Source organism: Streptomyces sp. BF23-19 (genome assembly GCF_041106355.1).
In the GTDB taxonomy this organism is placed as follows: domain Bacteria; phylum Actinomycetota; class Actinomycetes; order Streptomycetales; family Streptomycetaceae; genus Streptomyces; species Streptomyces virginiae_A.
In genome coordinates this window covers 12,400-34,716 of sequence record NZ_JBGBPT010000039.1, presented here as the reverse complement: position 1 = coordinate 34,716, position 22,317 = coordinate 12,400, and the positions used below count along the sequence as shown (strand labels likewise).

23 protein-coding genes are annotated in these 22,317 nt (G+C 72.7%); 10 read left to right on the top strand and 13 right to left on the bottom strand.

Translation table 11 applies throughout. The features are described 5' to 3' along the window. Window positions 1-30 precede the first annotated feature (30 nt). From AB8A24_RS22265 to AB8A24_RS22255, 3 genes are all read right to left on the bottom strand, one after another. A complete protein-coding gene (locus AB8A24_RS22265) occupies window positions 31-945 on the bottom strand; it encodes a hypothetical protein (protein ID WP_328964517.1) in 915 nt (304 codons plus the stop codon). 96 nt (window positions 946-1,041) lie between these two features. Continuing rightward, window positions 1,042-1,728: a uracil-DNA glycosylase gene (locus AB8A24_RS22260; RefSeq protein ID WP_030012774.1), complete on the bottom strand. Its 687-nt coding sequence runs from the start codon at window positions 1,726-1,728 to the stop codon at window positions 1,042-1,044. 11 nt (window positions 1,729-1,739) lie between these two features. Then, window positions 1,740-2,831 carry an exo-alpha-sialidase gene (locus AB8A24_RS22255; protein WP_328964519.1) on the bottom strand — a complete coding sequence of 364 codons (1,092 nt, stop codon included), beginning with the start codon at window positions 2,829-2,831 and terminating at the stop codon, window positions 1,740-1,742. 224 nt (window positions 2,832-3,055) lie between these two features. On the opposite strand from AB8A24_RS22255, the gene AB8A24_RS22250 reads away from it, so the two are divergent. From AB8A24_RS22250 to AB8A24_RS22240, 3 genes are all read left to right on the top strand, one after another. Further along, complete coding sequence (locus tag AB8A24_RS22250) at window positions 3,056-4,378, top strand: wax ester/triacylglycerol synthase family O-acyltransferase (protein WP_369477281.1); 1,323 nt, start codon at window positions 3,056-3,058, stop codon at window positions 4,376-4,378. Window positions 4,379-4,454: 76 nt separating this feature from the next. Beyond that, window positions 4,455-5,555: an NADH:flavin oxidoreductase/NADH oxidase gene (locus AB8A24_RS22245; RefSeq protein WP_369477279.1), complete on the top strand. Its 1,101-nt coding sequence runs from the start codon at window positions 4,455-4,457 to the stop codon at window positions 5,553-5,555. 136 nt (window positions 5,556-5,691) lie between these two features. Continuing rightward, on the top strand, window positions 5,692-6,039 hold the full coding sequence (locus AB8A24_RS22240) for a transcriptional regulator (RefSeq protein ID WP_328964522.1): 348 nt from the start codon (window positions 5,692-5,694) through the stop codon (window positions 6,037-6,039). Between the two features lie 57 nt (window positions 6,040-6,096). Here AB8A24_RS22240 and AB8A24_RS22235 read toward each other — a convergent pair whose 3' ends face one another. The 3 genes from AB8A24_RS22235 to AB8A24_RS22225 form a co-directional block, all read right to left on the bottom strand. Next, window positions 6,097-6,657: a prealbumin-like fold domain-containing protein gene (locus AB8A24_RS22235; protein WP_369477277.1), complete on the bottom strand. Its 561-nt coding sequence runs from the start codon at window positions 6,655-6,657 to the stop codon at window positions 6,097-6,099. Between the two features lie 156 nt (window positions 6,658-6,813). Beyond that, the gene (locus AB8A24_RS22230; protein ID WP_328964524.1) at window positions 6,814-8,172 is read right to left on the bottom strand and encodes an FAD-dependent oxidoreductase; all 1,359 of its coding nucleotides are present in this window, start codon (window positions 8,170-8,172) and stop codon (window positions 6,814-6,816) included. A gap of 52 nt (window positions 8,173-8,224) precedes the next feature. Beyond that, window positions 8,225-8,926 carry a DUF305 domain-containing protein gene (locus AB8A24_RS22225; RefSeq protein ID WP_328966076.1) on the bottom strand — a complete coding sequence of 234 codons (702 nt, stop codon included), beginning with the start codon at window positions 8,924-8,926 and terminating at the stop codon, window positions 8,225-8,227. An 82-nt stretch (window positions 8,927-9,008) separates the two neighbouring features. Here AB8A24_RS22225 and AB8A24_RS22220 point away from each other — a divergent pair, with 82 nt between their 5' ends. Continuing rightward, a complete protein-coding gene (locus tag AB8A24_RS22220; RefSeq protein WP_369477275.1) occupies window positions 9,009-10,496 on the top strand; it encodes an LVIVD repeat-containing protein in 1,488 nt (495 codons plus the stop codon). Between the two features lie 20 nt (window positions 10,497-10,516). Here AB8A24_RS22220 and AB8A24_RS22215 read toward each other — a convergent pair whose 3' ends face one another. From AB8A24_RS22215 to AB8A24_RS22200, 4 genes are all read right to left on the bottom strand, one after another. Beyond that, complete coding sequence (locus AB8A24_RS22215; RefSeq protein ID WP_369477273.1) at window positions 10,517-11,155, bottom strand: TetR/AcrR family transcriptional regulator; 639 nt, start codon at window positions 11,153-11,155, stop codon at window positions 10,517-10,519. 102 nt (window positions 11,156-11,257) lie between these two features. Then, the gene (locus AB8A24_RS22210; protein WP_369477271.1) at window positions 11,258-11,917 is read right to left on the bottom strand and encodes a phosphatase PAP2 family protein; all 660 of its coding nucleotides are present in this window, start codon (window positions 11,915-11,917) and stop codon (window positions 11,258-11,260) included. Window positions 11,918-11,976: 59 nt separating this feature from the next. Beyond that, entirely contained in the window at window positions 11,977-12,915 is a 939-nt protein-coding gene (locus AB8A24_RS22205) for a M48 family metalloprotease (RefSeq protein WP_328964528.1), read from the bottom strand. 81 nt (window positions 12,916-12,996) lie between these two features. Continuing rightward, entirely contained in the window at window positions 12,997-13,551 is a 555-nt protein-coding gene (locus tag AB8A24_RS22200; protein ID WP_328964529.1) for a DUF5134 domain-containing protein, read from the bottom strand. A 130-nt stretch (window positions 13,552-13,681) separates the two neighbouring features. Between AB8A24_RS22200 and AB8A24_RS22195 the strand changes: the two genes are divergently transcribed. Then, window positions 13,682-14,221, top strand: a complete 540-nt coding sequence (locus AB8A24_RS22195; RefSeq protein ID WP_369477269.1) for a GNAT family N-acetyltransferase — start codon at window positions 13,682-13,684, stop codon at window positions 14,219-14,221. A 33-nt stretch (window positions 14,222-14,254) separates the two neighbouring features. On the opposite strand, the gene AB8A24_RS22190 is transcribed toward AB8A24_RS22195, so the two are convergent. Together AB8A24_RS22190 and AB8A24_RS22185 are read right to left on the bottom strand one after the other, a co-directional pair. Beyond that, window positions 14,255-14,947, bottom strand: a complete 693-nt coding sequence (locus AB8A24_RS22190) for a glycerophosphodiester phosphodiesterase family protein (RefSeq protein ID WP_328964531.1) — start codon at window positions 14,945-14,947, stop codon at window positions 14,255-14,257. Window positions 14,948-15,137: 190 nt separating this feature from the next. Further along, the gene (locus AB8A24_RS22185; protein ID WP_369477267.1) at window positions 15,138-15,764 is read right to left on the bottom strand and encodes a PadR family transcriptional regulator; all 627 of its coding nucleotides are present in this window, start codon (window positions 15,762-15,764) and stop codon (window positions 15,138-15,140) included. 49 nt (window positions 15,765-15,813) lie between these two features. Between AB8A24_RS22185 and AB8A24_RS22180 the strand changes: the two genes are divergently transcribed. The 5 genes from AB8A24_RS22180 (at window position 15,814) to AB8A24_RS22160 (ending at window position 21,123) form a co-directional block, all read left to right on the top strand. Next, window positions 15,814-16,935: an LLM class flavin-dependent oxidoreductase gene (locus tag AB8A24_RS22180; protein ID WP_328964533.1), complete on the top strand. Its 1,122-nt coding sequence runs from the start codon at window positions 15,814-15,816 to the stop codon at window positions 16,933-16,935. 235 nt (window positions 16,936-17,170) lie between these two features. Next, window positions 17,171-18,577, top strand: a complete 1,407-nt coding sequence (locus AB8A24_RS22175) for a DUF6421 family protein (RefSeq protein WP_266388043.1) — start codon at window positions 17,171-17,173, stop codon at window positions 18,575-18,577. A 26-nt stretch (window positions 18,578-18,603) separates the two neighbouring features. Beyond that, a complete protein-coding gene (locus AB8A24_RS22170) occupies window positions 18,604-19,365 on the top strand; it encodes an SDR family NAD(P)-dependent oxidoreductase (RefSeq protein ID WP_266388040.1) in 762 nt (253 codons plus the stop codon). Further along, on the top strand, window positions 19,362-20,438 hold the full coding sequence (locus AB8A24_RS22165) for a low specificity L-threonine aldolase (protein WP_030713589.1): 1,077 nt from the start codon (window positions 19,362-19,364) through the stop codon (window positions 20,436-20,438). The genes AB8A24_RS22170 and AB8A24_RS22165 overlap by 4 nt, the downstream gene beginning before the upstream one ends. Window positions 20,439-20,523: 85 nt before the next feature. Continuing rightward, window positions 20,524-21,123, top strand: a complete 600-nt coding sequence (locus AB8A24_RS22160; RefSeq protein WP_369477264.1) for a transglutaminase family protein — start codon at window positions 20,524-20,526, stop codon at window positions 21,121-21,123. Here the strand turns inward: AB8A24_RS22160 and AB8A24_RS22155 are convergent. Further along, window positions 21,059-22,312: an MFS transporter gene (locus AB8A24_RS22155; RefSeq protein ID WP_328964535.1), complete on the bottom strand. Its 1,254-nt coding sequence runs from the start codon at window positions 22,310-22,312 to the stop codon at window positions 21,059-21,061. The two genes, AB8A24_RS22160 and AB8A24_RS22155, sit on opposite strands and share 65 nt — an antisense overlap. Window positions 22,313-22,317: the final 5 nt, after the last annotated feature.

Below are 22,317 nucleotides of genomic sequence, written 5' to 3'. Positions count from 1 at the left end.
GGCGGGGGCCCTGCGCGTCGTACGGGTGGGTCAGTGTGCGGCGGCGTCCTGGGTGATCCCGAGGGCGGCGGCGTACTGCGCGACGGCCAGCTTGCCGAGCGCACCGTAGGCGCCGAGCACCTCGGCCGTGGCGCAGTCGGCCTCCTTGCAGGCGGTGTCGAGCAGACCGTCGGCGGCCTCCGGGCCGATCAGGTACGGGGCGAGCGCGAGCAGCGTGGAGCCCTCGCGGCGCAGCTGCTCGGCGACCGCGGCCACCGAGCCCTCCTGGTCGAGCGCGGCGGCCTTGACGGGCACGGCGAGCCGGGCGGCCAGCAGCATGCCGGTGATCCCGGCGGCCTGTACGGCCTCTTCGCCACCGGTGGTGGCCAGGACGATGCCGTCGGCGGCGGTGGTCACGGTGAAGAGGCGGGCGCGGTCGGCGCGGGCCAGGCCCGCCTCGGACAGGCGCACGTGCAGGCCCTCGGCGAGCAGCGGGTGCGGGCCGAGCACGTCGGCCAGCTCGGCGGCGGCGGAGGAGTCCATCAGCGCCTGGCGGATCCGGCGGAGCAGACCGTTGTCGGGGCCGGCGAGCAGCGGTACGACCACGGCGTCCGGGCCGATCGGCGCGGGCACCTCGTGGCCGGCGGCGCGGGCGAAGTCCGCGCGCGCGACACGCTCGGTCGCGACGGCGGTCAGCACGCCGGACAGCGACGGGAACTCGGTGTCGTCGTCACCTTCGAGGAAGCCGATGCGGGCGTCGAGGCCCGGCAGCTCGGAGCGGCCGATGCTGATGATCTCTTCCGCGAGCCCTCGCGAGGCGGCCGAGGGGGCACCGGGCACGGCGAGCACCAGCGCGGGCGCGCCCTCGGGCGCCACCGCGGGCTCGGGCCGGCGGTGCCGTCCGGTCTGGCGGGGTCGCGGCATTCGTACGGGCAGGCCATTTGCGGGCCCAGTGGGGGAGCTCATGGCGCCGCATGCTACTGGCTTATCGGAACAAGGTGTTCGGGCAGGGCCTTCCCGCGGGGCATCTGTCCGTATTTATCCGGTGAATATCAGATACGTTCAACTGACTGACGGCAAGCGCCAGTCCACGGGCTGTGAACCCTGGCCCACCAGCAGCTCGTTCGTCCGGCTGAACGGCCGGGAGCCGAAGAACCCGTAGTCGGCGGACTTGGGGGAGGGGTGCGAGGACTCCACGACGGGCAGTTCGCCGAGCAGCGGCCGCAGGTTGCGGGCCGCCCGTCCCCAGAGGATGGAGACCAGCGGCTTGCCGCGCGCGGCCAGGGCTCGGATGGCCTGGTCGGTGACGGCCTCCCAGCCCTTGCCCTGGTGCGCGTTGGAGCGTCGGGGCGCGGTCGTGAGCGATCTGTTGAGCAGCAGGACGCCCTGCCGGGTCCACGGGGTCAGGTCGCCGTTCGCCGGGCGGCCGGTGCCGATGTCCCGGTGCATCTCCAGGAAGATGTTGTCGAGGCTCGGCGGTACCGGCCGTACGTCGGGGGCGACCGAGAAGGACAGGCCCACCGCGTGTCCCGGCGTGGGATAGGGGTCCTGCCCGACGATCAGCACCTTGACCTCGTCGAAGGGCTGTTGGAAGGCGCGCAGCACATTGGCCCCGGCCGGTACGTAGGTCCTCCCCGCCGCGATCTCGGCGCGCAGGAAGTCGCCCATGGCGGCGATCTGCCCCGCCACCGGCTCCAGAGCACGGGCCCAGCCCGGCTCGACGATCTCGTTCAACGGTCGTGCTGCCACGGTGGATCACTCTACTGGCCGAACGTGGCCGCCCGTACACACAGGACGTCGGGCAGGTGCTCGGCGAGGAGTTGCCAGCTCTCGCCGTCGTCGTGGCTGGCGTACACCTCGCCGTTGCGGTTGCCGAAGTAGATGCCCGCCGGGTCCGCGTCGTCCGTGCACAGCGCGTCGCGCAGCACCGTGCCGTAGTGGTCCCCGGCCGGGAGGCCGCGGGCCAGCGGCTCCCATGTGGCGCCCGCGTCCCGGGTGCGGAAGACCCGGCACCGGTGCTCGGCGGGGACCCGGTCGGAGTCGGCGTTGAGCGGGAAGACGTAGGCGGTGTCCGGCCGGTGCGGATGGGCCGCGACCGCGAAGCCGAAGTCGGAGGGCAGGCCGCCGCCGATGTCGGTCCACCGGCTGCCCGCGTCGTCGCTGCGGTAGACGCCCCAGTGGTTCTGCAGGTAGAGCCGGTCCGTGTCCCCGGCGTCCTGGGCGATCTTGTGCACGCACTGGCCGAACTCGGGGTTCGGGTCCGGCAGGAACACCGCCGAGACCCCTTGGTTGGAGGGGTTCCAGCTGGCCCCGCCGTCGGTGGTCCGGAACACCCCGGCGGTGGAGACGGCCACGGTCACCGCGTCCGGGTCGCGGGGGTCGGTGATCACCGTGTGCAGGCCCTCGCCCCCGCCGCCCGGTACCCACTTCCCGCGGCTCGGGTGCTCCCACAGCGGGCGGACCAGCTCGAAGGAGTCGCCCCGGTCGGTCGAGCGGAACAGCGCGGCCGGTTCCGTCCCCGCGTACACCACGTCGGGGGCCTCGGGGCCGGCCGGCTGCAGCTGCCAGACCCGCTCCAGGGAGGCCCCGGTGTCCTTCGGGAACTTCACGGCGGGCGCGGCGGGCTCCCGCCAGGTCGCGCCGAGGTCGTCGGAGCTGAAGACGGACGGGCCCCAGTGGGCGCTGTCCCCGCCGACCAGCAGCCGGGGTACCGGGCCCCGCCGGTCCACGGCGACCGCGTAGACGGCCTGGGCGTTGAAATGGGGTCCGTCGAACTCCCAGGGCGCCTCGCCCCGGCGGCGTGCGATGAAGAGTCCTTTGCGGGTTCCCACGAGCAGCACTGCGTCGGTCATGGCCGGCACCTCCGGGCCTCGTCGCCCTCCGCGGGCGTTCCTCGCGGAGTATGTTTTCGGCCAGTCTGCACCCGCCCGGTGACAGTGACCCGGCGGACGGTGCGGGGATCCTGATGAGCAGATCAATACCGATCGTTTACCGCCCCGAAATGATTGTTGCTTGCATGCAGGTGTCCGTAATGGATTGACTTCGGGTCACTGCCGCCGCACGCGAGAGGACGTAAGTGGTCACCGAGCACCTGTCCCCGCTCGACCTCGCCTTCTGGCGGATCGAATCCGCCGACCATCCCATGCACCTGGGTGCCCTCGCCGTCTTCCGCGCCACCGGACCCGGCGCCGCGGAGCGGGCCGTCCGCCTGCTCACCGCCCGTTGCGTGGCCGTCCCCCGCCTGCGCCGCCGGATCCGCGACGTGCTGCTGCCCGTCGGGGCGGCCGCCTGGTCGCCCGACCCCGGCTTCGACCCGGCCCGGCACGTGTTCCTCGTCCGTACCGACGAGGCCGTCCCGCACGCCGCCGCCGGACCGCTGATGGCCCGGCCGCTGGACCGGACGCTGCCTCCGTGGGAGGCGCACGTACTGGCCGGACCCGATCCGGACTCCTTCGCGGTCCTCTTCAAGTTCCACCACGCCCTCGCCGACGGCCTGGGCGCGCTGGCCCTGGCGGCCACCCTGTTCGACGAGGCGACGGTCCCGCGGCCGCCCGTGCGCCCGGTCCCCGAGCAGCGGGGCGGCTCCGTCCTGCGCCGGCTCCCCGGGGTCCTGGCGGCCCGGGTCCAGGACGTCGGCCAGGCCCTGGAGATCGGGGCCGCCGTGGCCCGAGCCGGACTGCCGCTCGGAGTGCCGGCGGCCCTCACCGCGGACTCCACCGGCTCGGGCGCCCGAGCGGTCGCCGGCCTCGCGCTCGACCTGGACGAGGTCAACCTCGTCCGCAAGGGCGCCGGCGGCACCGTCAACGACGTGCTGATCGCCCTGGTCGCGGGCGCCCTGCGGCGCTGGCTGGCCGGGCGGGGCGATCCCGAGCCCTGGGGCGCGGGCCCGCGTGCCCTGATCCCGGTCTCCCGCCGCCGCGGGCCCGCAGGTTCGGGAAGCGCCGGGAATCGGCTCTCCGGCTATCTGCTCCGGCTGCCGCTCGCCGAAGCGGATCCGCTGCGCCGCCTGAACAGCGTGCGCGTCGCCATGGACCGCAACAAGGACGCCGGACCCGCCCGCGGCGCCGGGGCCGTCGCCCTCCTCGCCGACCACGTCCACCCGCTCGGCCACCGGCTCGGCGGCCCGCTCGTGGCCCAGGCCGCCCGGCTGCTCTTCGACATCCTCGTCACCAGCGTGCCGCTGCCGAGCTTCACCTTCACCCTCGGCGGCAGCCCGGTCCGCGAGGTCTACCCGCTCGCCCCACTGGCCCGAGGGCAGTCGCTGGCCGTCGCGGTCTCCACGTACAAGGGCACGGTCCACTACGGACTGGTCGCCGACGCGGCCGCCGTCCCGGATCTGGCGGCCCTGGCCGGGGCGCTGCGCGCGGAACTCGACGAGCTTGTACGAGAGGTCTCGTAGTACGACGACATTCGTAGTACGGTGACTCTCGTACTTGATCGATCCCCGGCATGTCCGGTCGTATCTGGAGAGCCTGATGAGTGCTGCCCCCGCCGCCTTCGCCGCCCTGTTCGAGCCCTACACGCTCCGTTCCGTCACCATCCCGAACCGGGTGTGGATGGCCCCGATGTGCCAGTACAGCGCCGAGGCGTTCGGGCCGAACGCGGGCGTGGCCGGCGACTGGCACTTCGCGCACTACGCCGCCCGCGCCACCGGCGGCACCGGACTGATCGTCCAGGAGGCCACCGCCGTCTCCCCGGAAGGCCGGATCTCCCCCTACGACCTCGGCATCTGGAACGACACCCAGGTCGAGGCACTGCGCCGGATCACCTCCTTCGTCAAGTCCCAGGGCGCCGTCCCCGGCATCCAGATCGCACACGCCGGCCGCAAGGCGTCCACGGACCGCACCTGGAAGGGCGGGCGACCGGTCGGACCCGAGGCGCACGGCTGGCAGCCGGTCGCCCCGAGCTCCGTGCCCTTCTCCGAGGGCTACCCGGTACCCCATGAGCTGACGGTCGAGGAGATCCGGGAGATCACCGGCCTGTTCGCGGCCGCCGCCGAGCGCTCGCTGGCCGCGGGGTACGAGGTCGTCGAGATCCACGGCGCCCACGGCTACCTCATCGGCGAGTTCCTCTCCCCGTACAGCAACAAGCGCACCGACGCGTACGGCGGCTCCTTCGAGAACCGCACCCGCTTCGCCCTCGAGGTCGTGGACGCCGTGAGGGCGGTGTGGCCCGAGGAGCTCCCCCTCTTCTTCCGGATCTCCGCCACCGACTGGCTGGAGGAGGAGGGCTGGACCGCCGACGAGACGGTCCGGTTGGCCGACCTGCTGCTGGCACACGGCGTGGACCTGCTCGACGTCTCGACCGGCGGCCTCGCCCCGCACGCCACGATCCCCGTGGGCCCCGGCTACCAGGTCCCCTTCGCGGCCCGGGTCAAGGCCGGCACCGCCCTGCCCGTGGCCGCCGTCGGCCTGATCACCGAGCCGGAGCAGGCCGAGAAGGTGCTCGCCAACGGGGAGGCCGACGCCGTCCTGCTCGGCCGGGAGCTCCTGCGCGACCCGTACTGGGCCCGCCGCGCGGCCAAGGAACTGGGCGGGGAGGTCCGTACGCCCGAGCAGTACCACCGCTCCTGGTGACGCGGCTTCGGCTCCGGCGGCCCCGCCCCGGAGCCGTACCGCCGGTTTCCCCGACCCGCCCGCCTTCTTCGACGACTCTCGTACGATGAGGTCCGCGGCATCCGGAACACACCGACCGAGTGAGTGGAGCAGGGACATGACGGAACGGGACACCTCCCGCACCCTCGCCCACCCCGAGGAGGGAGAGATCCGCCTGGAGGGCGTGCTGCACGCGCTCTCCGACCCGGTCCGGCTGTCCATCGTCCTGGACCTGGCCGCCTCGGCCGACGACCTGGCCTGCTCCTCCTTCGACCTGCCGGTCACCAAGTCCACGACCACGCACCACTTCCGCGTCCTGCGCGAGAGCGGCGTCGTACGCCAGGCCTACCGCGGCACCACCAAGCTCAACGCCCTGCGCCGCGAGGAACTCCAGGCACTCTTCCCCGGCCTCCTCGACAGCGTCCTGGCGGCGGCCGCGGCCGAGGCGGCCCGGCTCACCTCCTGAGCCGCGGCGCGTGAGCTGGTGCGGCATCCGCCCCTGACCGGGTCCGTGAGGGGCGGGTCATGCGACCTCACCGGCGGTCACGGGCGTGGGCGTGTTCTCGGCGGTCACCGTCACGCCTTCCGCGATGTTCTCCTCCGTCAGTACCAGGGGGCCGAACACCGGGTCGGCGGGCAGGTCGTAGCCGGGCGGGGCCTGGGTCTCCTGCCAGTAGTAGACGCCGGTCGGCAGGGTGCGCGTGCACGTCCCGTCGGCTCCGGTGGTGCAGGGGTCACCGATCCCGGTGTCCGGGTCACCGCCGGTGGACTGGAGGCCCGGGATGCCGTTGGTCTCCTCCCAGAGCTGGAAGCTGGCGCCTGCCAGGGGGTTGCCGGTCGCCCCGTCCTCCTTGATCACCGTGACGTCACCGAGCGGCACACCGGGGCCCTCGCAGTGGTCCGGGCATCGGGCGGCATCCTCGGCGGCACGGCTCGCGCTGCCCGGCTGGTTCCGGACGGTCGTGACCTCCGCGGCCGCCGCCGCGGCGTACGAGGGCGTCGAAACCAGCAGCGCCGTTGTCGCCACCCCGAGGACCCAGGGCCGCCACCCGTCCCATGACCGGCGGAATCCGTTCGGTGCCATGCCACTCCATCCGCGTGCTGCTCCGGGCCTTCGCTCCAGCGACATGATCGGCCCGCGCACGACGGCCGGGACGGCGACACTCCCGCACGAGGGCATTCCGGCCGCAGGACCACTCGGAAGTACTTGCGCGGGACACGACCTCGGCCGTCTCCCGGATCAGCCCGGGTCCGCCGCGCCCAACAGGCCCGGCCAGTCGGGGATCTTGACGGAGCGTCGGCCCAGGGAGCGCCCCAGGTCGGCCTCGGCCGCCTCGATGGCCAGCCAGCCCGGCCACCGGACCGGGCGCAGACCCGCCGCCCGCAAGGCGTCCAGCGGATCCCCCGGGAGGTCGCGCCGGACCAGTGCCCCCGCGTCCTGGAGCAGCGCGGACACGGTCTCCTTGGCGCAGGGCCGGTTCGTGCCGATCACCCCGGTCGGGCCGCGCTTGATCCAGCCGGCCACGTACTCGCCGACCGAGGCCCGGCCCGCGCGCAGCACCCGGCCCGCCGCGTGCGGGACCGTACCCTTCGCGGGGTCGAAGGGCAGCCCGGCGAGCGGAACGCCCTTGTACCCCACCGAGCGCAGCACCAACTGCGCCGCGACGTCCTCGTGCACGCCCGTCCCGGTCACCCCGCCCCGGCCGTCCGGGGCGGTGCGCTCGAAGCGCATCCCGGTGACCCGGCCGTCCGGCCCGCCCAGGATCTCCACCGGGCGCAGGTAGAACCGCAGCGCGATGCCGCGCGGCAGGCCGCCCGGCTGCGCCTGCGCCCAGCCGCGCAGCACCTCCAGGTTCCGCCGGGCCACCGCCGGCAGGGCGGCGGCCGCCACCGGGTCGGCGTACACGGGGTCGAGGGCCAGTTCGGCCGGATCGGCCCGGACGTCCACCCCCGGCAGCGTGCCCAGTTCGCGCAGCTCCTTGGTGGTGAACCGGCCCTGCGAGGGACCGCGCCGGGCGACCATCGACACCGCGCGCACCCCGCTCTCCGCGAGCGCGTCGAGCGCCGGCTGCGGCATGTCCGTCGGCGCCAGTTCGGTCGTACCCCGGGCCAGGATCCGCGTCACGTCCACCGCGACGTTGCCGGCCCCGACCACCACCGCCGCGTCCACGCCGGGCAGGTCGAAGGCCTCGGCGGCGGCGTCCGGGTGCCCGCTGTACCAGGACACGAAGGACGTGGCGGAGTGCACCCCGGTCAGCTCCTCGCCGGGGATCCCCAGCATCCGGTCCCGGGCCGCGCCGACGCAGTACACCACCGCGTGGTACAGCTCCAGCAGCCGGTCGGTGGGCAGCGCCTCCCCGCCGACCTCGACGTTGCCGAGGAAGCGGATCCGCTCGTCCTCCAGCACGGTGCGTAGGCTGCCCTGGAGCGACTTGATCTTCTCGTGGTCCGGGGCGACCCCGTACCGGACGAGCCCGTAGGGGGCGGGGAGCCGGTCCAGCACGTCCACCCGTACCCCGGGCACCTCGCGCTGCTGCACCAGCGTCTGGGCCGCGTAGACCCCGCTGGGGCCCGATCCGACGACAGCGACACGAAGCACGGCGGAGCTCCTCCCGCAGGTGGTCCCAGCATGACACCGGCCCCTCGCGGAGTCAGCCCATCGCGCGCATCCGGTGGATCTCGGCGCTCTGGGTGGCCACCACCTCGGTGGCCATCTCCTCCACGGCCACGTTGTTCCCGCCCGCCAGGGCCTCGCCGGCCATCGTCACGGCGCCCTCGTGGTGGGCGGTCATCAGCTTCAGGAAGAGCCGGTCGAAGTCGGTCCCCCTGGCCGCGGTGAGCTCCGCCAGCTGCTGCTCGGTCGCCATCCCCGGCATCGCGCCGTGGTCATGGCCCGCCGCCGGTGCCGCGGGCGCGGCGGTGGTCGGGGGAATGGTCGTGGCGGGGTGGCGGGCCAACCACTTCTCCATCGCGCCGATTTCGGGCTTCTGGGCCGCCGTGATCCGCTCCGCCAGCCGTTTGACCCCGTCCGAGGCGGCCCGGTCCGGTGCCAGGGCGCTCATCGTGAGCGCCTGCCGGTGGTGTTCGATCATGCGTGACACGTACGTGTGGTCGGCGGCGTTCGGGCTGTCGTCGGGTTTCGCCTTCGCGGCCTCCTCCGGGGTGAGGTGGCGGGCCTTCTCGCCCGGCCCGCCCGGGGCGACGATCGTGGCCCGGTCCGATCCGTCGTCCCCCTGGCAGCCGGGGAGCGTCAGCAGCAGGCCGGCGGTCACGACCGCGGCCGCGACCGTCCCGGCGAACCGGCCGGGCCGCGCCGATAAGACCGTGCGGAGGACCCCGTGGGCTTTTGCCATGTCCATGAAGGGAAGATACTGCCGGGGTCCTGGTTCCGCTCCCTCACGGGCGGAACCGATCGGGCTCTCAAAGGAGGGCACAGTGACCTCGCTCCACAGCAGGCGGGTACGCAACAGGAGCATGGGGGTGGCCGTCGCCGCGGCCGGTCTCCTCGCCACGCTCCTGGCGGCAGCCGGACCGGCCGCCGCCACCCCCGACCCGGGCGACTTAACGCCCAGCAGTGCGCATCAGCACGACGCGGGCCTCGCCGAGGGCCGGGAACTCGCCCCGGGTGACATCCCCGGCCAGGACGAGATCGTGCACAGCGCCAACGTCAAGCCCCTGGCCAACATCCCCAGCACCGACCCCACGGGGATCAACACCGACCTGGCCTTCCAGGGCAGGTACGCCTACGCGGGCAGCTACAGCGGCTTCACCATCTACGACATAGCCAACCCGAAGGCGCCCAAGACCGTCAGCCAGGTGCTCTGCCCCGGCGGCCAGAACGACATCTCCGTCCACGGAGACCTGCTCTTCCTCTCCACCGACTCCTCGCGCAGCGACGACTCCTGCAACAGCGTCTCGCAGCCCGCCACGGAGAAGTCCTCGTGGGAGGGCATCAAGATCTTCGACATCAAGGACAAGAAGAACCCCAAGTACATCAAATCCGTCGAGACGGCCTGCGGTTCGCACACCCACACCCTGGTGCCGGGCGACCGCGACCTCTACCTCTACGTCGCCTCGTACTCCCCGAACGAGGCCTTCCCCGACTGCAAGCCGCCGCACGACGGCATCTCGGTCGTGAAGGTCCCGAAGAAGACGCCGACGAAGGCCGCGGTCGTCGCCTTCCCGGTCCTCTTCCCCGACGGCGGCAACCCGGGCGCGCCCACCAACCCCGGCGTCTCCAAGACCACCGGCTGCCACGACATCACCGTGCTGCCGTCGAAGAACCTGGCCGCCGGCGCCTGCATGGGTGACGGCATCCTCTTCGACATCAGCAGGCCCGAGCAGCCGCGGGTCATCGACCGGGTCCAGGACAACGTGAACTTCGCGTTCTGGCACTCGGCCACCTTCAACGAGCGGGCGAACAAGGTGGTGTTCACCGACGAACTCGGCGGCGGTGGCGGCGCCACCTGCAACGAGGCCACCGGTCCCGACCGCGGCGCCGACGGGATCTACGACATCACCGGCCGCGGGGACCAGCGCAAACTCGTCTTCCGCGGCTACTTCAAGATCCCGCGCCACCAGGCCGACACCGAGAACTGCGTGGCGCACAACGGTTCGCTGGTCCCGGTCGGCGGCGGCCGCGACATCATGGTGCAGGCCTGGTACCAGGGCGGCGTCTCCGTCTGGGAGTTCACCGACTCGACCCGCCCCCGGGAGATCGCCTACTTCGAGCGCGGGCCGCTGACGACGGACCAGCTCGGACTCGGCGGGTCCTGGTCGGCGTACTACTACAACGGGCACATCTACTCGAACGACATCGTCAAGGGCCTCGACGTGCTGAGGCTCGACGACCGGCGCACCGACAACGCCACGCGGGTGCGCATGGACCGGCTCAACGTACAGACCCAGCCCGAGTACCACTGACCTCGGCAGCGTCCGGGGTGCTACGGGCGCCAGGTCTGTGAGGGGAACGTTCCGCCGGGCGGCCCGCCGTCCGGCGGGACTCCGAGCTCCCAGTCCAGCCCGTAGCGTTGGAACAGCTCCGCCCGCAGCCGCTGCTCCGGCATCGGGGCCCCGGGCAGCAGGATCGCCACGACCGCGCCCATCAACAGGGCCCGCAGCAGCGGATAGTCCGTGTCCGGGTCCGCCGAGCCGTACCGCACGACGGTGTCCCGCAGCAGCTCCGCCAACCGCTGCTGCTCGGGACACTGCACGAAGCCCTCGGCCGTCAGGATGCCCGCCATGTGCGTGCGCATCAGCAGGGGTTCGTCCCGGGCCAGCCCCAGGACGGCGTCGAGGGCACGCGCGAGCCGCTCGCGCCCGCACTCGCTGCGGGGCTCCCGCTCCAGGGCGTCCTGGAGGGTCAGGTGCATCAGCCGGTGCACCGCGGACTGCAGCAACTGCCGTTTGCCCGGGAAGTAGTACGAGACCAGGCCGCGTGCCGCGCCCGCCCGGTCGGCGATGTCGCCGAGCGTCGTGGCCTCGTAGCCGTGCTCGGCCACGAGTTCGACCGTGGACTGCAGCAGCCGCTCCCGGGAACGTCTGCGCAATTCTTCATTGACCGATGCGCTGCGCGGGGACATGCTTACTCCTGCGTTGACTGGCTACCGGCCAATATACTCAGCGCACGGGGTCGCCTGCTCTGGGTGACACGGGGGATCATCCAGGGCAGGCACGCCGTACCCTCACCGCTCCACCGGGTCGCATCCGCCTTCGCGCACCGGCACGCGCGTCGCCAGAGCCACCAGGGCCACTCCCAGGAGCCAGCCCGCCAGCACGTCCGACGGCCAGTGCACCCCGAGGTACACCCGGGTGAAGCCGACCCCGAGCACCGAGACCACGGCCACACTCCAGGCGGCCACCACGCGGGCGCCCGGCGCCCGGCCCGGAGGCGGGCGGGGGAGCAGCCACAGGAGCAGTCCGCACACCACCGTCGCCGTCATGGCGTGGCCGGACGGGTAGGCCGCGTACTGCGCCGAGTCCACCGGATCCGACCACACCGGACGATCCCGCCCCACCAGTAGCTTCAGCCCCTGTTGCAGTACCGACGCCGCCAGCGTCACCAGGGCCACCAGCAGCGCCCGCCTCCGGTCGCCCCGCCACCACAGCAGGACGCAGGCGACCGCCGCCAGCGCCCGCATGGTCCAGGGGTCCCACACCCAGTCGCTGAGCACCCGCATGAACCACGTGACGGACGGGTGGGTCACGGCGTGGGCGTGCAGATCCCGTGCGACCCGCTCGTCGTACGCGAGCAGGGGTCGCCATCCCGCCACCACCAGCGCCGTCAGGACCGCCGCGAGCAGCGCACAGCCGATGCCCGTCCACCACAGGGGATCTTTGCGCATGCCCCGATCCTCGCACCGCCCTGTGCCGACGGGCGGCGGGCAGCGCCGAGGTCCCCGGCCTAAGCCAGAGCGCTCAGCCCCGGTACGAAGGCCACCACCAGCGGGATCGCGGGGACCAGTGTGGCCAGTGCCGTCAGCCGCAGCCGACGGCCGGGGGAGAGCCGGGGCGCCGCCGACAGCAGCCGGCGCACCCGCTGAGGCACGTGCGCGTGCTCGGGCGAGGAGGACCCGAACACCCCGCGGTCCTCGTTGAGTCCGACCAGTGCCAGCGCGATCGTCAGCCGTCCGAACCGCCGGGAGGCCACATCGTCGGCGGCCATCTCCACCAGCCGGTGCATCTCCGCCTCGAACGCCGCGAAGACCGGCACCTGCGGGAAGCCCCGGGCCAGCGCCCGCGAGCAGTTCAGCAGCCAGTCGTGCCGGGCCGCGGCGTGCCCCTGCTCGTGGGCCAGTACGGCGTCCAGCTGGCTGCCCTTCAGCCGGGCCAGCGCCGCCGTCGTGACCACCAGCTGCGGCGCCGCCCCCGGCAACCACCAGGCGTCCGGCCGGGGACCCTCCAGTACGACGAGCCGCGCGCCCGTCGGGTCCTCCCCGGGCAGCAGCGGGGCCCGTACCAGCAGTTCGCTGCCCTGCGCGCGCCGCCGAGCCCGCGCCCGCAGCACCTCACCGGTCAGCATCGTCGCGGTCCACAACCCGCCGCCCGCCAGCACGAGCGCGGTGAGAGCGGCCCAGGGCCCGCCAGCCGCGCCCAGGGCGTAGGCATCGACCACCCCGCGCGGGGCGGAGGCGAACAGGCGGCCCCGGACCTCCTGCCAGGCGGCCGCCGCGCTCAGCAGCATCGACAGTCCGAAGCACAGGAGCACGGCACCGACCACGCACTGCCACACCCACAGGGCGACGACCGGCTCACGCTCGGGCCATCGGGCCCGGGCCAGCAGACGGGGGGCGAGCACCGCGGTCAGGGCGCCGAGCAACAGGAGAACGGCGGGGACCATCATGGCCGCCAGCCTATGAGCGAGGGACTACCTGCAGGTACGTCCTCGGGCCATTGGTGACGCAGGACACGTCCGCCGGCGCCGTCACATGGTGAGCAGCATGGCCAACATCCCCATTCCCATGGCGAGTCGGCAGGCGCGGATGAGTTCGGTGGGTCCGCCCCGGCCGGCGGCCGGCCGGGGGGACACGGCGCCGCCCGCGGTGATCAGCCGGGTCCCGCCGAGCATCACGTACCCGGCGTAGTAGAGGAGCAGCGCCCCCGTCAGCAGGGGCGGGCCGGCCGCCTGGGCGTGCTCCTGCCCGTGTCCGGACCCGGTGCCCGCCATCAGGGCCATGTAGACCATCGTCAGCGAGCCGACCAGGTGGTGCGCGTGGTGCGAGCCGCCCCGCAGCAGCCACAGGGCGTGCAGGGTCGCGCCGCCGAAGACCACGCCCAGCACGGGTGCCCGCCACCCGTCGTCGTGCCCGCCGAGGGGCACGGCCATCAGGGCCATCCCGAATCCCATCACCGCCTCCCCGGCGGCGCCGCCGTCCGAACCCCGCGCCCGCCGCAGGCAGTACGCACCGCTCACCGCGCACAGCAGCACCAGCAGCCAGGAGGAGACGGAGGTGGTGAGGGACGTGGTGGAACCGTGCACGGCGGAACCTCCCGGTTCGTCGGCGTCACGGGGAGAGATGCCCCTCTCACAGCACCCTCACGCGGCTCCGGGTTAGGCTCTCCATGCCTTCCCGGCATGTCATATGCCGCCGCACTGAACGGAGCGCCCGATGACGACCGCCCAGCCCGAAGCCCTCAGTTTCCGCAGCGCCGTGGAGGCGGACATACCGGAACTGGTGGTACTCGTCGAGTCCGCCTACCGAGGGGACGCGAGCCGGGCCGGCTGGACCACCGAGGCCGACTACCTGGACGGGCAGCGCACCGACCCGGACGGGGTCCGCGCCGTCATCGCCGCCCCGGACGGGGTCCTGCTCGTCGTCGAGCGCGCGGGCGAGCTCGTCGCCTGCTGCCAGCTCGAACACCGGGACGACCACGCCTACTTCGGGATGTTCGCCGTCCGCCCCGGTCTCCAGGGCGCGGGCCTCGGCAAGGAGATCCTGGCCGAGGCCGAGCGCCGCGCCCGCGAGACGTGGGGCGCCAAGGAGATGCGGATGACGGTGGTGCACGTACGCGAGGAGCTCATCGCCTACTACGTGCGCCGCGGCTATCGGCGCACCGGCGAGCTGAGCCCCTTCCCCTACGGTGACGAACGCTTCGGTGTCCCGCTCCGCGACGACCTGGCCTTCGAACTGCTGGTCAAGTCGCTCTGAGCCGGAGCCGGAGCCGGAGCCGGGTCGCCGCCGTCAGGCGGTGAAGCGGCCGGTGCTGCGGATCTCCGGGAAGTCCGTGACCGCGCCGTCCAGTCCGAGCGCCCGCGCGAGCCGCAACAGGTCCAGGGTGTCGACCGCCAGGCCGGTCACGCGCAGGCCCGCCGCGTGCGCCGAGTCCACCGTCTCCAGGCTGAGCCGGTGGACGTCCACGGCGACGGTCGCGGCGCCCACGGCCGAAGCCCGGTCCACGACGGACCCGGCTTCGCCGCCGGGGGAGGCCGCGTACAGGACGGTCCGTACGCCCGGCACCAGCCGGGCCGTCTCGGCGAGCACCGCGTCCTGGGCGGAGGCCACCTCGATCCGGGAGGTCAGGTCGTGGCGCAGGATCAGCGCCGCGAGCGCGGTGGCGGTGGCCACGTCGCCGACGAGGGCCTGGACCGGCACCCGGACCGCGTCCAGTACCTCCTCCAGGACCGGCACGCGCTCGCCCTGACCGGCGTCCAGCTCGCGCAGCTCGGCCACGGTCAGATCGGCGACGGCCCCCGAGCCGTCGGTGGTCCGGTCCACCTCGGGGTCGTGCACGGCGACCAAGGCTCCGTCCTTGCTCAGGCGCAGATCCAGAGCGATGACGTCCATGCCGCAACGTTCCGCTCGGAGGTACGACCGCAGGGTGTTCTCCGGTTCGACACCCATGACCCCGCGGTGACCGATGGTGAGGAAAGTCAAGGTTCTCTCGCTTCCGTCGACGGCGGCTCCCCGCGCGGCTTCGGTGTCCCGACCGGCCGCGCGCGATGAGGTCGCATGCTAGTGCGCCGCGGGTGCGAAGGGACCGGGCGTGCAAGGCCCCCCAGGAGCGCTGCGGCCGCTTCCCGCCAGGGTTGTGCGCCCCACCGGGAGCGGCGCCGCGCCTGTCGCGTCACCCGGGCGTGGGCGCGTCCCCGTCGGCTTGACGACCCCGGTCGCGCCGGTCCTCGCGGAGCCCGTCCAGGTCCGTGAGCAGGGCCTCGGCGAGCTCGAGTTCGGCCAGGTGCTGCCGCTCGCTCCAGCGCAGCGCGAGGGTCGGGAACGTCCATTCCGGTACGCCGCTCGCGTGCTCCATCGCCTCCCGTACGGCGGCCAGCTCGCCCCGGGTGCGCTCCAGGTGCTCGCCGACCATCGCGCGCAGCCGCTCCGGCTCGGCCAGGTGACCGAGCCAGATGCGCAGCAGCAGCCCGTGCTTGAGCACCGGGGGCCCGGCCTCCGCGGTGTCGGCGGCCCAGCCGGCCAGCGCGGCGCGCCCGGCGTCGGTGATGGCGTAGCGGCGCTTGGCCCGCGCCTCCTCGGGCCCCGAGCGCACGGAGCCCGCGTAGCCCAGATCCTCCAGACGGCGCAGCTCCGCGTAGATCTGGCTGATGGCCGGTGACCAGTAGAAGAAACGGAGCGAGGAGTCCGCCCACTTCTTCACCTCGTAGCCGGTCCGCTCGCCCGGGAAGGAGAGCAGGCCCAGAACGGCCCACGCGGTCGGCGGCAGCTCTTGCTTCTTCGACTCCTGACTATTAGTCATATTTCGAATTGAAGTGAGGCCGGGTACGCGACGCAACCCTGGAGGCACAGTGGAATTCTCCGTGATCTTCGAAGCTCAGCTTGCCGACCCGACGGTGGAACGGGAGCACCAGCTCATCCGCGACTGCGTCGAGCAGGCCGTGCTCGCCGAACGCATGGGATTCGACCGGATCTGGGCGGTCGAGCACCACTCGCTCAAGTGGTACGCGCACATGTCGGCCCCCGAGATCTTCCTGACCTGGGTCGCGGCCAGGACGAACACCATACGCATCGGCCACGGCGTCGTGTGCATGCCCTTCAACTTCAACCACCCGGTGCGGGTCGCCGAGCGGGCCGCCATGCTCGACCTGCTCTCGGGCGGGCGCCTGGATCTCGGGGCCGGGCGCGGTGGCACCGAGCAGGAGACCTCCTTGTGCGGGGTGGACCGGGACCGCACCACGGCCGAGGTCGAGGAGGCCCTGCGGATCATCGGGAGCGCCTGGCAGGAGGAGGAGCTGGAGTACCACGGCGAGCTGATCGACATCGACCCGCACCCGATCCTGCCGAGGCCGCGGCAGACCCCGCATCCGCCGCTGTTCCTGGCGTGCAGCCGGGGCGAGACCCTGGTCCGGGCGGCCGAGCTGGGGATCGGGGCGCTGGTGATGGGCTTCGCCGGTCCCGAGTCCATCGCGGGGATGCGCTCCGTCTACGACGCGGCGATCGCCGGGCGCGACGGCAGCCGCTTCGTGTCCACGGTGGTCAACGACCACTTCTCCGTGCTGTGCCCGACCATCGTGCTCGACGACCGGGAGGAGGCGCGCCGGATCGGCACCCGCGGGCAGCGGTTCTTCGCCCAGTCCATCGGCCACTGGTACGGCGGGGCCGGCGTCCCGGACGAGGCCGTGGTCGCGGGAGCCGACGAGGCCGCGGAGATGCGCAGGGCCGCGGAGCAGGTGGTGGCCCGGCTGCACGAGCTGGACATCCCCGTCCGGCCGAACTCGACGGCCACCTTCGACGCCGACCACGCCTACGGCACCGCCGACGACGCGATCGCGTACGTGGAGCGGCTGAGGGAGGCCGGCGCCGACGAGATCATGTGCCTGATCCAGATGGGCACAGTGGGGCAGGAAGCCTGCCTGGAGACCTTGAGGCAATGGGGCGAAAAGGTCATTCCGCACTTCCGTGGCGTGTGATGTGCGCCTCTGTCGCCCGCCGAGCCCCAGCCGCCCCGGACCGGCCGACCGACGGTCTTCGGCCGGGGAAGCCTTGGCGCAACTGGGCGGAGTCCTCGATTCCGCAGCAACGAACGGGAAGACTTCCGGTGAAATGGGGGGTGACGCAGGATAATTTCCCGAGTTCCCTCTTGAGGGGGAGAGCCTCGCGCGCATACTCTGCCCATACGTGAGGTTCTCCTGTGGAGGAAGTGACATGACGGAAACTCTTGTGCCCGGTACCGGCGGCGCCGTGATAACCGCCGAAACGCGGGTGGTCGACCACCCCGCGTGGCCCGAGCTCAAGGCCGCCGTGGAGGAGATCCGGCCCTGGCAGGCCACGGACGGCTCCATCGACTTCGAGGTCGAGGGCGCGCACGGCCGTGCCACCGTCCTGGCCGCGGTGGAACGCGTGATCACGGCGGTCGAGACGCTCTCGCCGCTGCTCCCGCACGGTGCCGCGTACCACCAGGCCCTCGTCGCCGACCTGCGCAAGTGGGCCGCGGACGACTTCAAGGTGCCGGACTTCCTCGACTCCCTGCTGGCCTTCCACCCGGCGGCCGAGCGCGCCGACGGGCTCCAGCACCTGGTCGTCTTCCCCATGTACACCCAGAACGGCAACCTGGACCGCAACCTGGAAGCCGTCGTGCTCAAGATGGTGTGGCCCGAGTGGCTCGCCGAGCTGGAGCGCACCCGGTACGACAACCCGCTCTTCCTCGGCATCACCTTCGAGGACTTCACCCCGGGCTACGACACCCACTCGGCCGTCCTCTTCCCGGAGACCATCGCCGTGCGCGAGGCCCCCGAGCGCTTCACCTGGGGCGGCATCTTCTGCGACCGCGAGGCCGCCCGCTACCGCAAGGTGACCGAGGCCGCCGTCGACATCCTGGGCATCGACCTGCCCGAGGACATCGCCCGCATGGTCGAGGACCAGGAGCGCTGCGAGAAGGCCTTCGTCCTGTGGGACATGGTCCACGACCGCACCCACAGCCACGGCGACCTGCCGTTCGACCCCTTCATGATCAAGCAGCGCCAGCCCTTCTGGATGTACGGCCTGGAGGAGCTGCGCTGCGACCTCACCGCCTTCAAGGAGGCCGTGAAGCTGGAGTCCGAGGGCAACGAGCACGGCCGTGACGTGCAGTACGCCGTCCTCTTCGACCGGATGTTCCGCTTCCCGGTCTCCGGTGACCGCAACCGCAACTACGACGGCCTCGGTGGCCAGCTGCTCTTCGCCTACCTCCACAAGCACGACGTCGTGCGCTGGACGGACAACAAGCTGAAGATCGACTGGATGCGCGCCCCGCAGGTCACCAACCAGCTGTGCGCCGAGATCGAGGACCTGTACCGGGCCGGCATCGACCGCCCCAAGCTGGTGCACTGGTTCAAGGCGTACGAGCTGGTCTCCACCTACCTCGCCCCGCACCCGGGTTCCAAGTGGGCCAAGGGCGCCGACGCCCTGGACCTGACGCAGCCGCCGCGCAAGCTCGTGGACGACGTGCTTCCGGACGAGTTTCCGCTCAGCATGTTCTTTGAGGCGCTCGCCAAGAAGCTCAAGGGCACCATCGCAGCGACCAAGGGCATCACCGCCCTGAACGCGGAGCAGGCCGAGCGAGTCGCCGCGTGAGCACTCGCCCACAGGAGGCTGCACAGATGAACGGCTCCGGGAACGGCAACGGAAAGCTGCACGGAGCGGTGGTGGCGGTGGCCGGGGCCGGCGGGCCCGCCGGCCGCGCCACCCTGCTCCGCCTCGCCGAGGCGGGTGCGGTGGTCATCGCGTCCGACGCCGATGCGGGACGGCTCGCGGAGGCCGTGGACGCGGCACGCTACGCCCACGGTGGCGCCACCATCACCGGTGACACCGTGGACCTGCTCGACCTGGACGCCACCAAGGCCTGGGCCGAGCAGACCGAGAAGGAGTTCGGTCGGATCGACGGCCTGGTCCACCTCGTCGGCGGCTGGCGCGGCAGCAAGACCTTCACCGACACCGACCTCGCGGACTGGACCTTCCTGGAGAAGCTCCTCATCCGCACGGTCCAGCACACCTCGCTGGCCTTCCACGACGGCCTGCTGCGCAGTGACCGCGGCCGCTACGTGCTGATCAGCCAGTCCGGGGCGCACAAGCCGGTCGCCAACAACGCCGCGTACAACGCGGGCAAGGCGGCGGCCGAGGCCTGGACCCTGGCCATGGCGGACTCCTTCCGCAAGGCGGGGGGTGACGAGGGCCCCGGCGCGGCAGCTGCGATCCTGGTCATCAAGGCACTGGTGCACGAGGCGATGCGCGCCGAGCGTCCCACTGCGAAGTTCGCGGGCTTCACCGACGTGACGGAGCTGGCCGAGGCCATCGCCGGCGTCTGGGAGCGGCCCGCCATCGATGTGAACGGACAGCGTCTGTGGCTCACTCCGCAACCGTGAGAACCGAGGCAGGGAAGACCGACGCCAGGCGCCACCACGACCCGGCGGTGCGCGGCTTCGCGAGCGACAACTACGCGGGAGTGCATCCGGAGGTCCTGGCCGCCGTCGCGCTCGCCAACGGCGGCCACCAGGTCGCCTACGGCGAGGACGACTACACCGAACACCTGCAGAAGGTCATCCGCAGCCACTTCGGGCCGTACGCGGAAGCCTTCCCGGTCTTCAACGGCACCGGCGCGAACGTCACCGCCCTCCAGGCGATGACGGACCGCTGGGGCGCCGTGATCTGCGCCAAGAGCGCCCACATCAACGTGGACGAGGGCGGCGCGCCGGAGCGGATGGCGGGCCTCAAGCTGCTCGCCGTACCGACCCCGGACGGCAAGCTCACCCCCGAGCTGATCGACCAGGAGGCCTGGGGCTTCGAGGACGAGCACCGGGCGATGCCGCAGGTCGTGTCGATCACCCAGAACACCGAGCTGGGTACGGTCTACACCCCGGACGAGATCCGGGCGATCTGTGAGCACGCCCACGGGCTCGGCATGAAGGTCCACCTCGACGGTGCCCGGATAGCCAACGCCGCGGCCTCCCTCGACGTGCCGATGCGCGCCTTCACGAACGCGGTCGGCGTGGACGTGCTGTCGTACGGCGGCACCAAGAACGGCATGATGTTCGGCGAGGCCGTGGTGGTGCTCAACCCGGACGCGGTCCGGCAGATGAAGCACATCCGCAAGATGTCGATGCAGCTCGCGTCCAAGATGCGCTTCGTGTCGGTGCAGCTGGAGGCCCTGCTCGCGAAGGACCTGTGGCTGCGCAACGCCCGACACGCCAACGCGATGGCGCAGCGGCTCGCCGCCGGCGTGCGCGAGACGGACGGCGTGGAGATCCTCTACCCGGTGCAGGCGAACGCGGTGTTCGCGCGGCTGCCCCACGAGGTCTCGCGGCGACTGCAGAAGCGTTACCGCTTCTACTTCTGGGACGAGGCCGCTGGCGACGTCCGCTGGATGTGCGGTTTCGACACCCAGGAAGAGGACGTGGACGGCTTCCTCCAGGCGCTGAAGGAAGAGCTGGCACGCTAGTCGGCGCACCACGCAGAACCGCATAGCTATACCCTCGACCGTAAATCTATTGATCTACGGTCGGGGGTTTGCCTATGCTCCGGCCATGCGGCTCATCCAACAGAACCCAGATATCCACGCCTATTTGGCGTCAAGCGAGGCGATCGACCACTGGCATCCGGTCGTACAGGAAGCCTCCGACGCGCTCTGGTCATCCAACGCCGACGCATATTCATACGCGGAGGCTGCCTTCGAGTTCGTCCGCGACACCATCCCGCACTCGGCCGATTCCGGCGACCCGCGCGTCGCCTGGCGCGCCTCCGACGTCCTCGCCACGCGCAACGGCATCTGCTACGCCAAGGCCCACGCCCTCGTCGCCCTGCTGCGCGCCCAGGGCATCCCGGGGGCCCTGTGCTACCAGCGCCTGGCGGACGACGACGGCACGAACCCCGTCGTGCACGGCCTGGTCGCCCTGCGGCTGCCCGGCAGTACGCGCTGGTCCCGCCTCGACCCGCGCGGCAACAAGCCCGGAGTGGACGCCCGGTTCGACCTCGACCAGGAACGACTGGCCTTCCCCGTGCGCCCCGAACTCGGCGAGATCGACCACCCCGAGCTCCACGCCGCCCCGCACCCGACCGTGCTCAAGGCCCTTCAGGAGTCCGCAGACCGGTCGCGGTTGTGGCGGAGCCTGCCGACGGCCCTGTAGGCCCTGCGGTTGCGGTGCGGGCGGGGCCGACGGGCTCCCGCGGCACCGTCAGGGCGTGCAGCAGCGCCGCCGCGAGCAGCAGCCCGGCGATCCCGGTCAGCAGCGCCGCCGCGGGCGCGTCGGCCGCGATCCCGACCAGGGCCGCCCCGGCCGACGCGGCCGTCAGTTTCAGCCCCGCGCCCAGGGTGAACACCTGGGTCCGCACCCCGTCCGGTGCGTACCGCGCGCGGATCCGCAGCGTGGCCGTGAGCAGCGGCCCGTCGCACACCCCGGCGAGGGCGAACACCGCCGCCGTCACGGCCACCGACGGGGCGAACGCGGCCGCCGCGAGGGCCGCCCCGGTGCAGGCCAGCGCCCACCGCACCAGCCGGCCGGGCTCCACGGACGTGTTCCGGCCCAGCGTGAGCGAGCCGCCCAGCGCGCCCACCGCGAAGGCCGTCATCAGCACACCCCCGCCACCCGGGCTGCCGAGCTCCGTGGCCAGCAGCACCGAGACGGTGGTGAGCGAGCCGATGCCCACGAAGCCCAGGGTCGTGGCCGAGGTGACCGCCCGTAGCTCCCGGACCCGCCACAGCGCCGCGAGCCCCGCCCCCAGCCCGGCCCGGGGTGCGCCCGGGACCGGGCCCGCGCCCTGGTCCTCGTACGGGAGGGTGGCCGCCAGCGCCGCCGCCAGGGCTCCGGACGCCGCCAGGACGGCCATGGCGGGCCCGGCCGAGCCCAGCGCCGCGACCAGGCCGACCGCCGCCGGCGCGGTCACCGCCGCCGCGTTGTAGGTCGCGGCGTCCCAGCCGTACGCCCGGTCCCGCCCGGGTCCCGCCGGGACCAGGGCGGTGATCAGGCTGGACAGCCCGCCCGTCACCATCGGCCCGCAGGAGCCGCCGAGCACCGCCACGGCCAGCACCAGCGGTACGGGGGCCCGGCCGAGCAGGACGGTCAGCGCGGCGACGGCCGTCGCGAACCCGGCCAGGGCGCCGGCGTGGAAAAGGCGCGGCCGGCGGGTCCGGGCCGCCGCGGCGCCCGCGAGCGGGGCCGCCAGGACGTGCGGGGCCAGCCAGGCCGTCAGGACGAACGCGCCGTGCGCCGCGCTCCCGGTGCGCTCCAGGGCGAGCAGCACCACGGCCATGCCCATGCCCTCCGAGGCGATGCGCGCGGCCAGCGCCGCCGCCAGGTACCGGCCGAAACCGCCCATGGGAC

What these genes read in the sequence shown, in the direction of transcription:
- AB8A24_RS22225 (WP_328966076.1), bottom strand. Translation starts at nt 8,926, where the DNA reads ATGGCAAAAGCCCACGGGGTCCTCCGCACGGTCTTATCGGCGCGGCCC.
- AB8A24_RS22175 (WP_266388043.1), top strand. Translation starts at nt 17,171, where the DNA reads ATGACGGAAACTCTTGTGCCCGGTACCGGCGGCGCCGTGATAACCGCC.
- AB8A24_RS22215 (WP_369477273.1), bottom strand. Translation starts at nt 11,155, where the DNA reads ATGTCCCCGCGCAGCGCATCGGTCAATGAAGAATTGCGCAGACGTTCC.
- AB8A24_RS22185 (WP_369477267.1), bottom strand. Translation starts at nt 15,764, where the DNA reads ATGACTAATAGTCAGGAGTCGAAGAAGCAAGAGCTGCCGCCGACCGCG.
- AB8A24_RS22155 (WP_328964535.1), bottom strand. Translation starts at nt 22,312, where the DNA reads ATGGGCGGTTTCGGCCGGTACCTGGCGGCGGCGCTGGCCGCGCGCATC.
- AB8A24_RS22205 (WP_328964528.1), bottom strand. Translation starts at nt 12,915, where the DNA reads ATGATGGTCCCCGCCGTTCTCCTGTTGCTCGGCGCCCTGACCGCGGTG.
- AB8A24_RS22240 (WP_328964522.1), top strand. Translation starts at nt 5,692, where the DNA reads ATGACGGAACGGGACACCTCCCGCACCCTCGCCCACCCCGAGGAGGGA.
- AB8A24_RS22170 (WP_266388040.1), top strand. Translation starts at nt 18,604, where the DNA reads ATGAACGGCTCCGGGAACGGCAACGGAAAGCTGCACGGAGCGGTGGTG.
- AB8A24_RS22195 (WP_369477269.1), top strand. Translation starts at nt 13,682, where the DNA reads ATGACGACCGCCCAGCCCGAAGCCCTCAGTTTCCGCAGCGCCGTGGAG.
- AB8A24_RS22245 (WP_369477279.1), top strand. Translation starts at nt 4,455, where the DNA reads ATGAGTGCTGCCCCCGCCGCCTTCGCCGCCCTGTTCGAGCCCTACACG.
- AB8A24_RS22265 (WP_328964517.1), bottom strand. Translation starts at nt 945, where the DNA reads ATGAGCTCCCCCACTGGGCCCGCAAATGGCCTGCCCGTACGAATGCCG.
- AB8A24_RS22255 (WP_328964519.1), bottom strand. Translation starts at nt 2,831, where the DNA reads ATGACCGACGCAGTGCTGCTCGTGGGAACCCGCAAAGGACTCTTCATC.
- AB8A24_RS22160 (WP_369477264.1), top strand. Translation starts at nt 20,524, where the DNA reads ATGCGGCTCATCCAACAGAACCCAGATATCCACGCCTATTTGGCGTCA.
- AB8A24_RS22210 (WP_369477271.1), bottom strand. Translation starts at nt 11,917, where the DNA reads ATGCGCAAAGATCCCCTGTGGTGGACGGGCATCGGCTGTGCGCTGCTC.
- AB8A24_RS22235 (WP_369477277.1), bottom strand. Translation starts at nt 6,657, where the DNA reads ATGGCACCGAACGGATTCCGCCGGTCATGGGACGGGTGGCGGCCCTGG.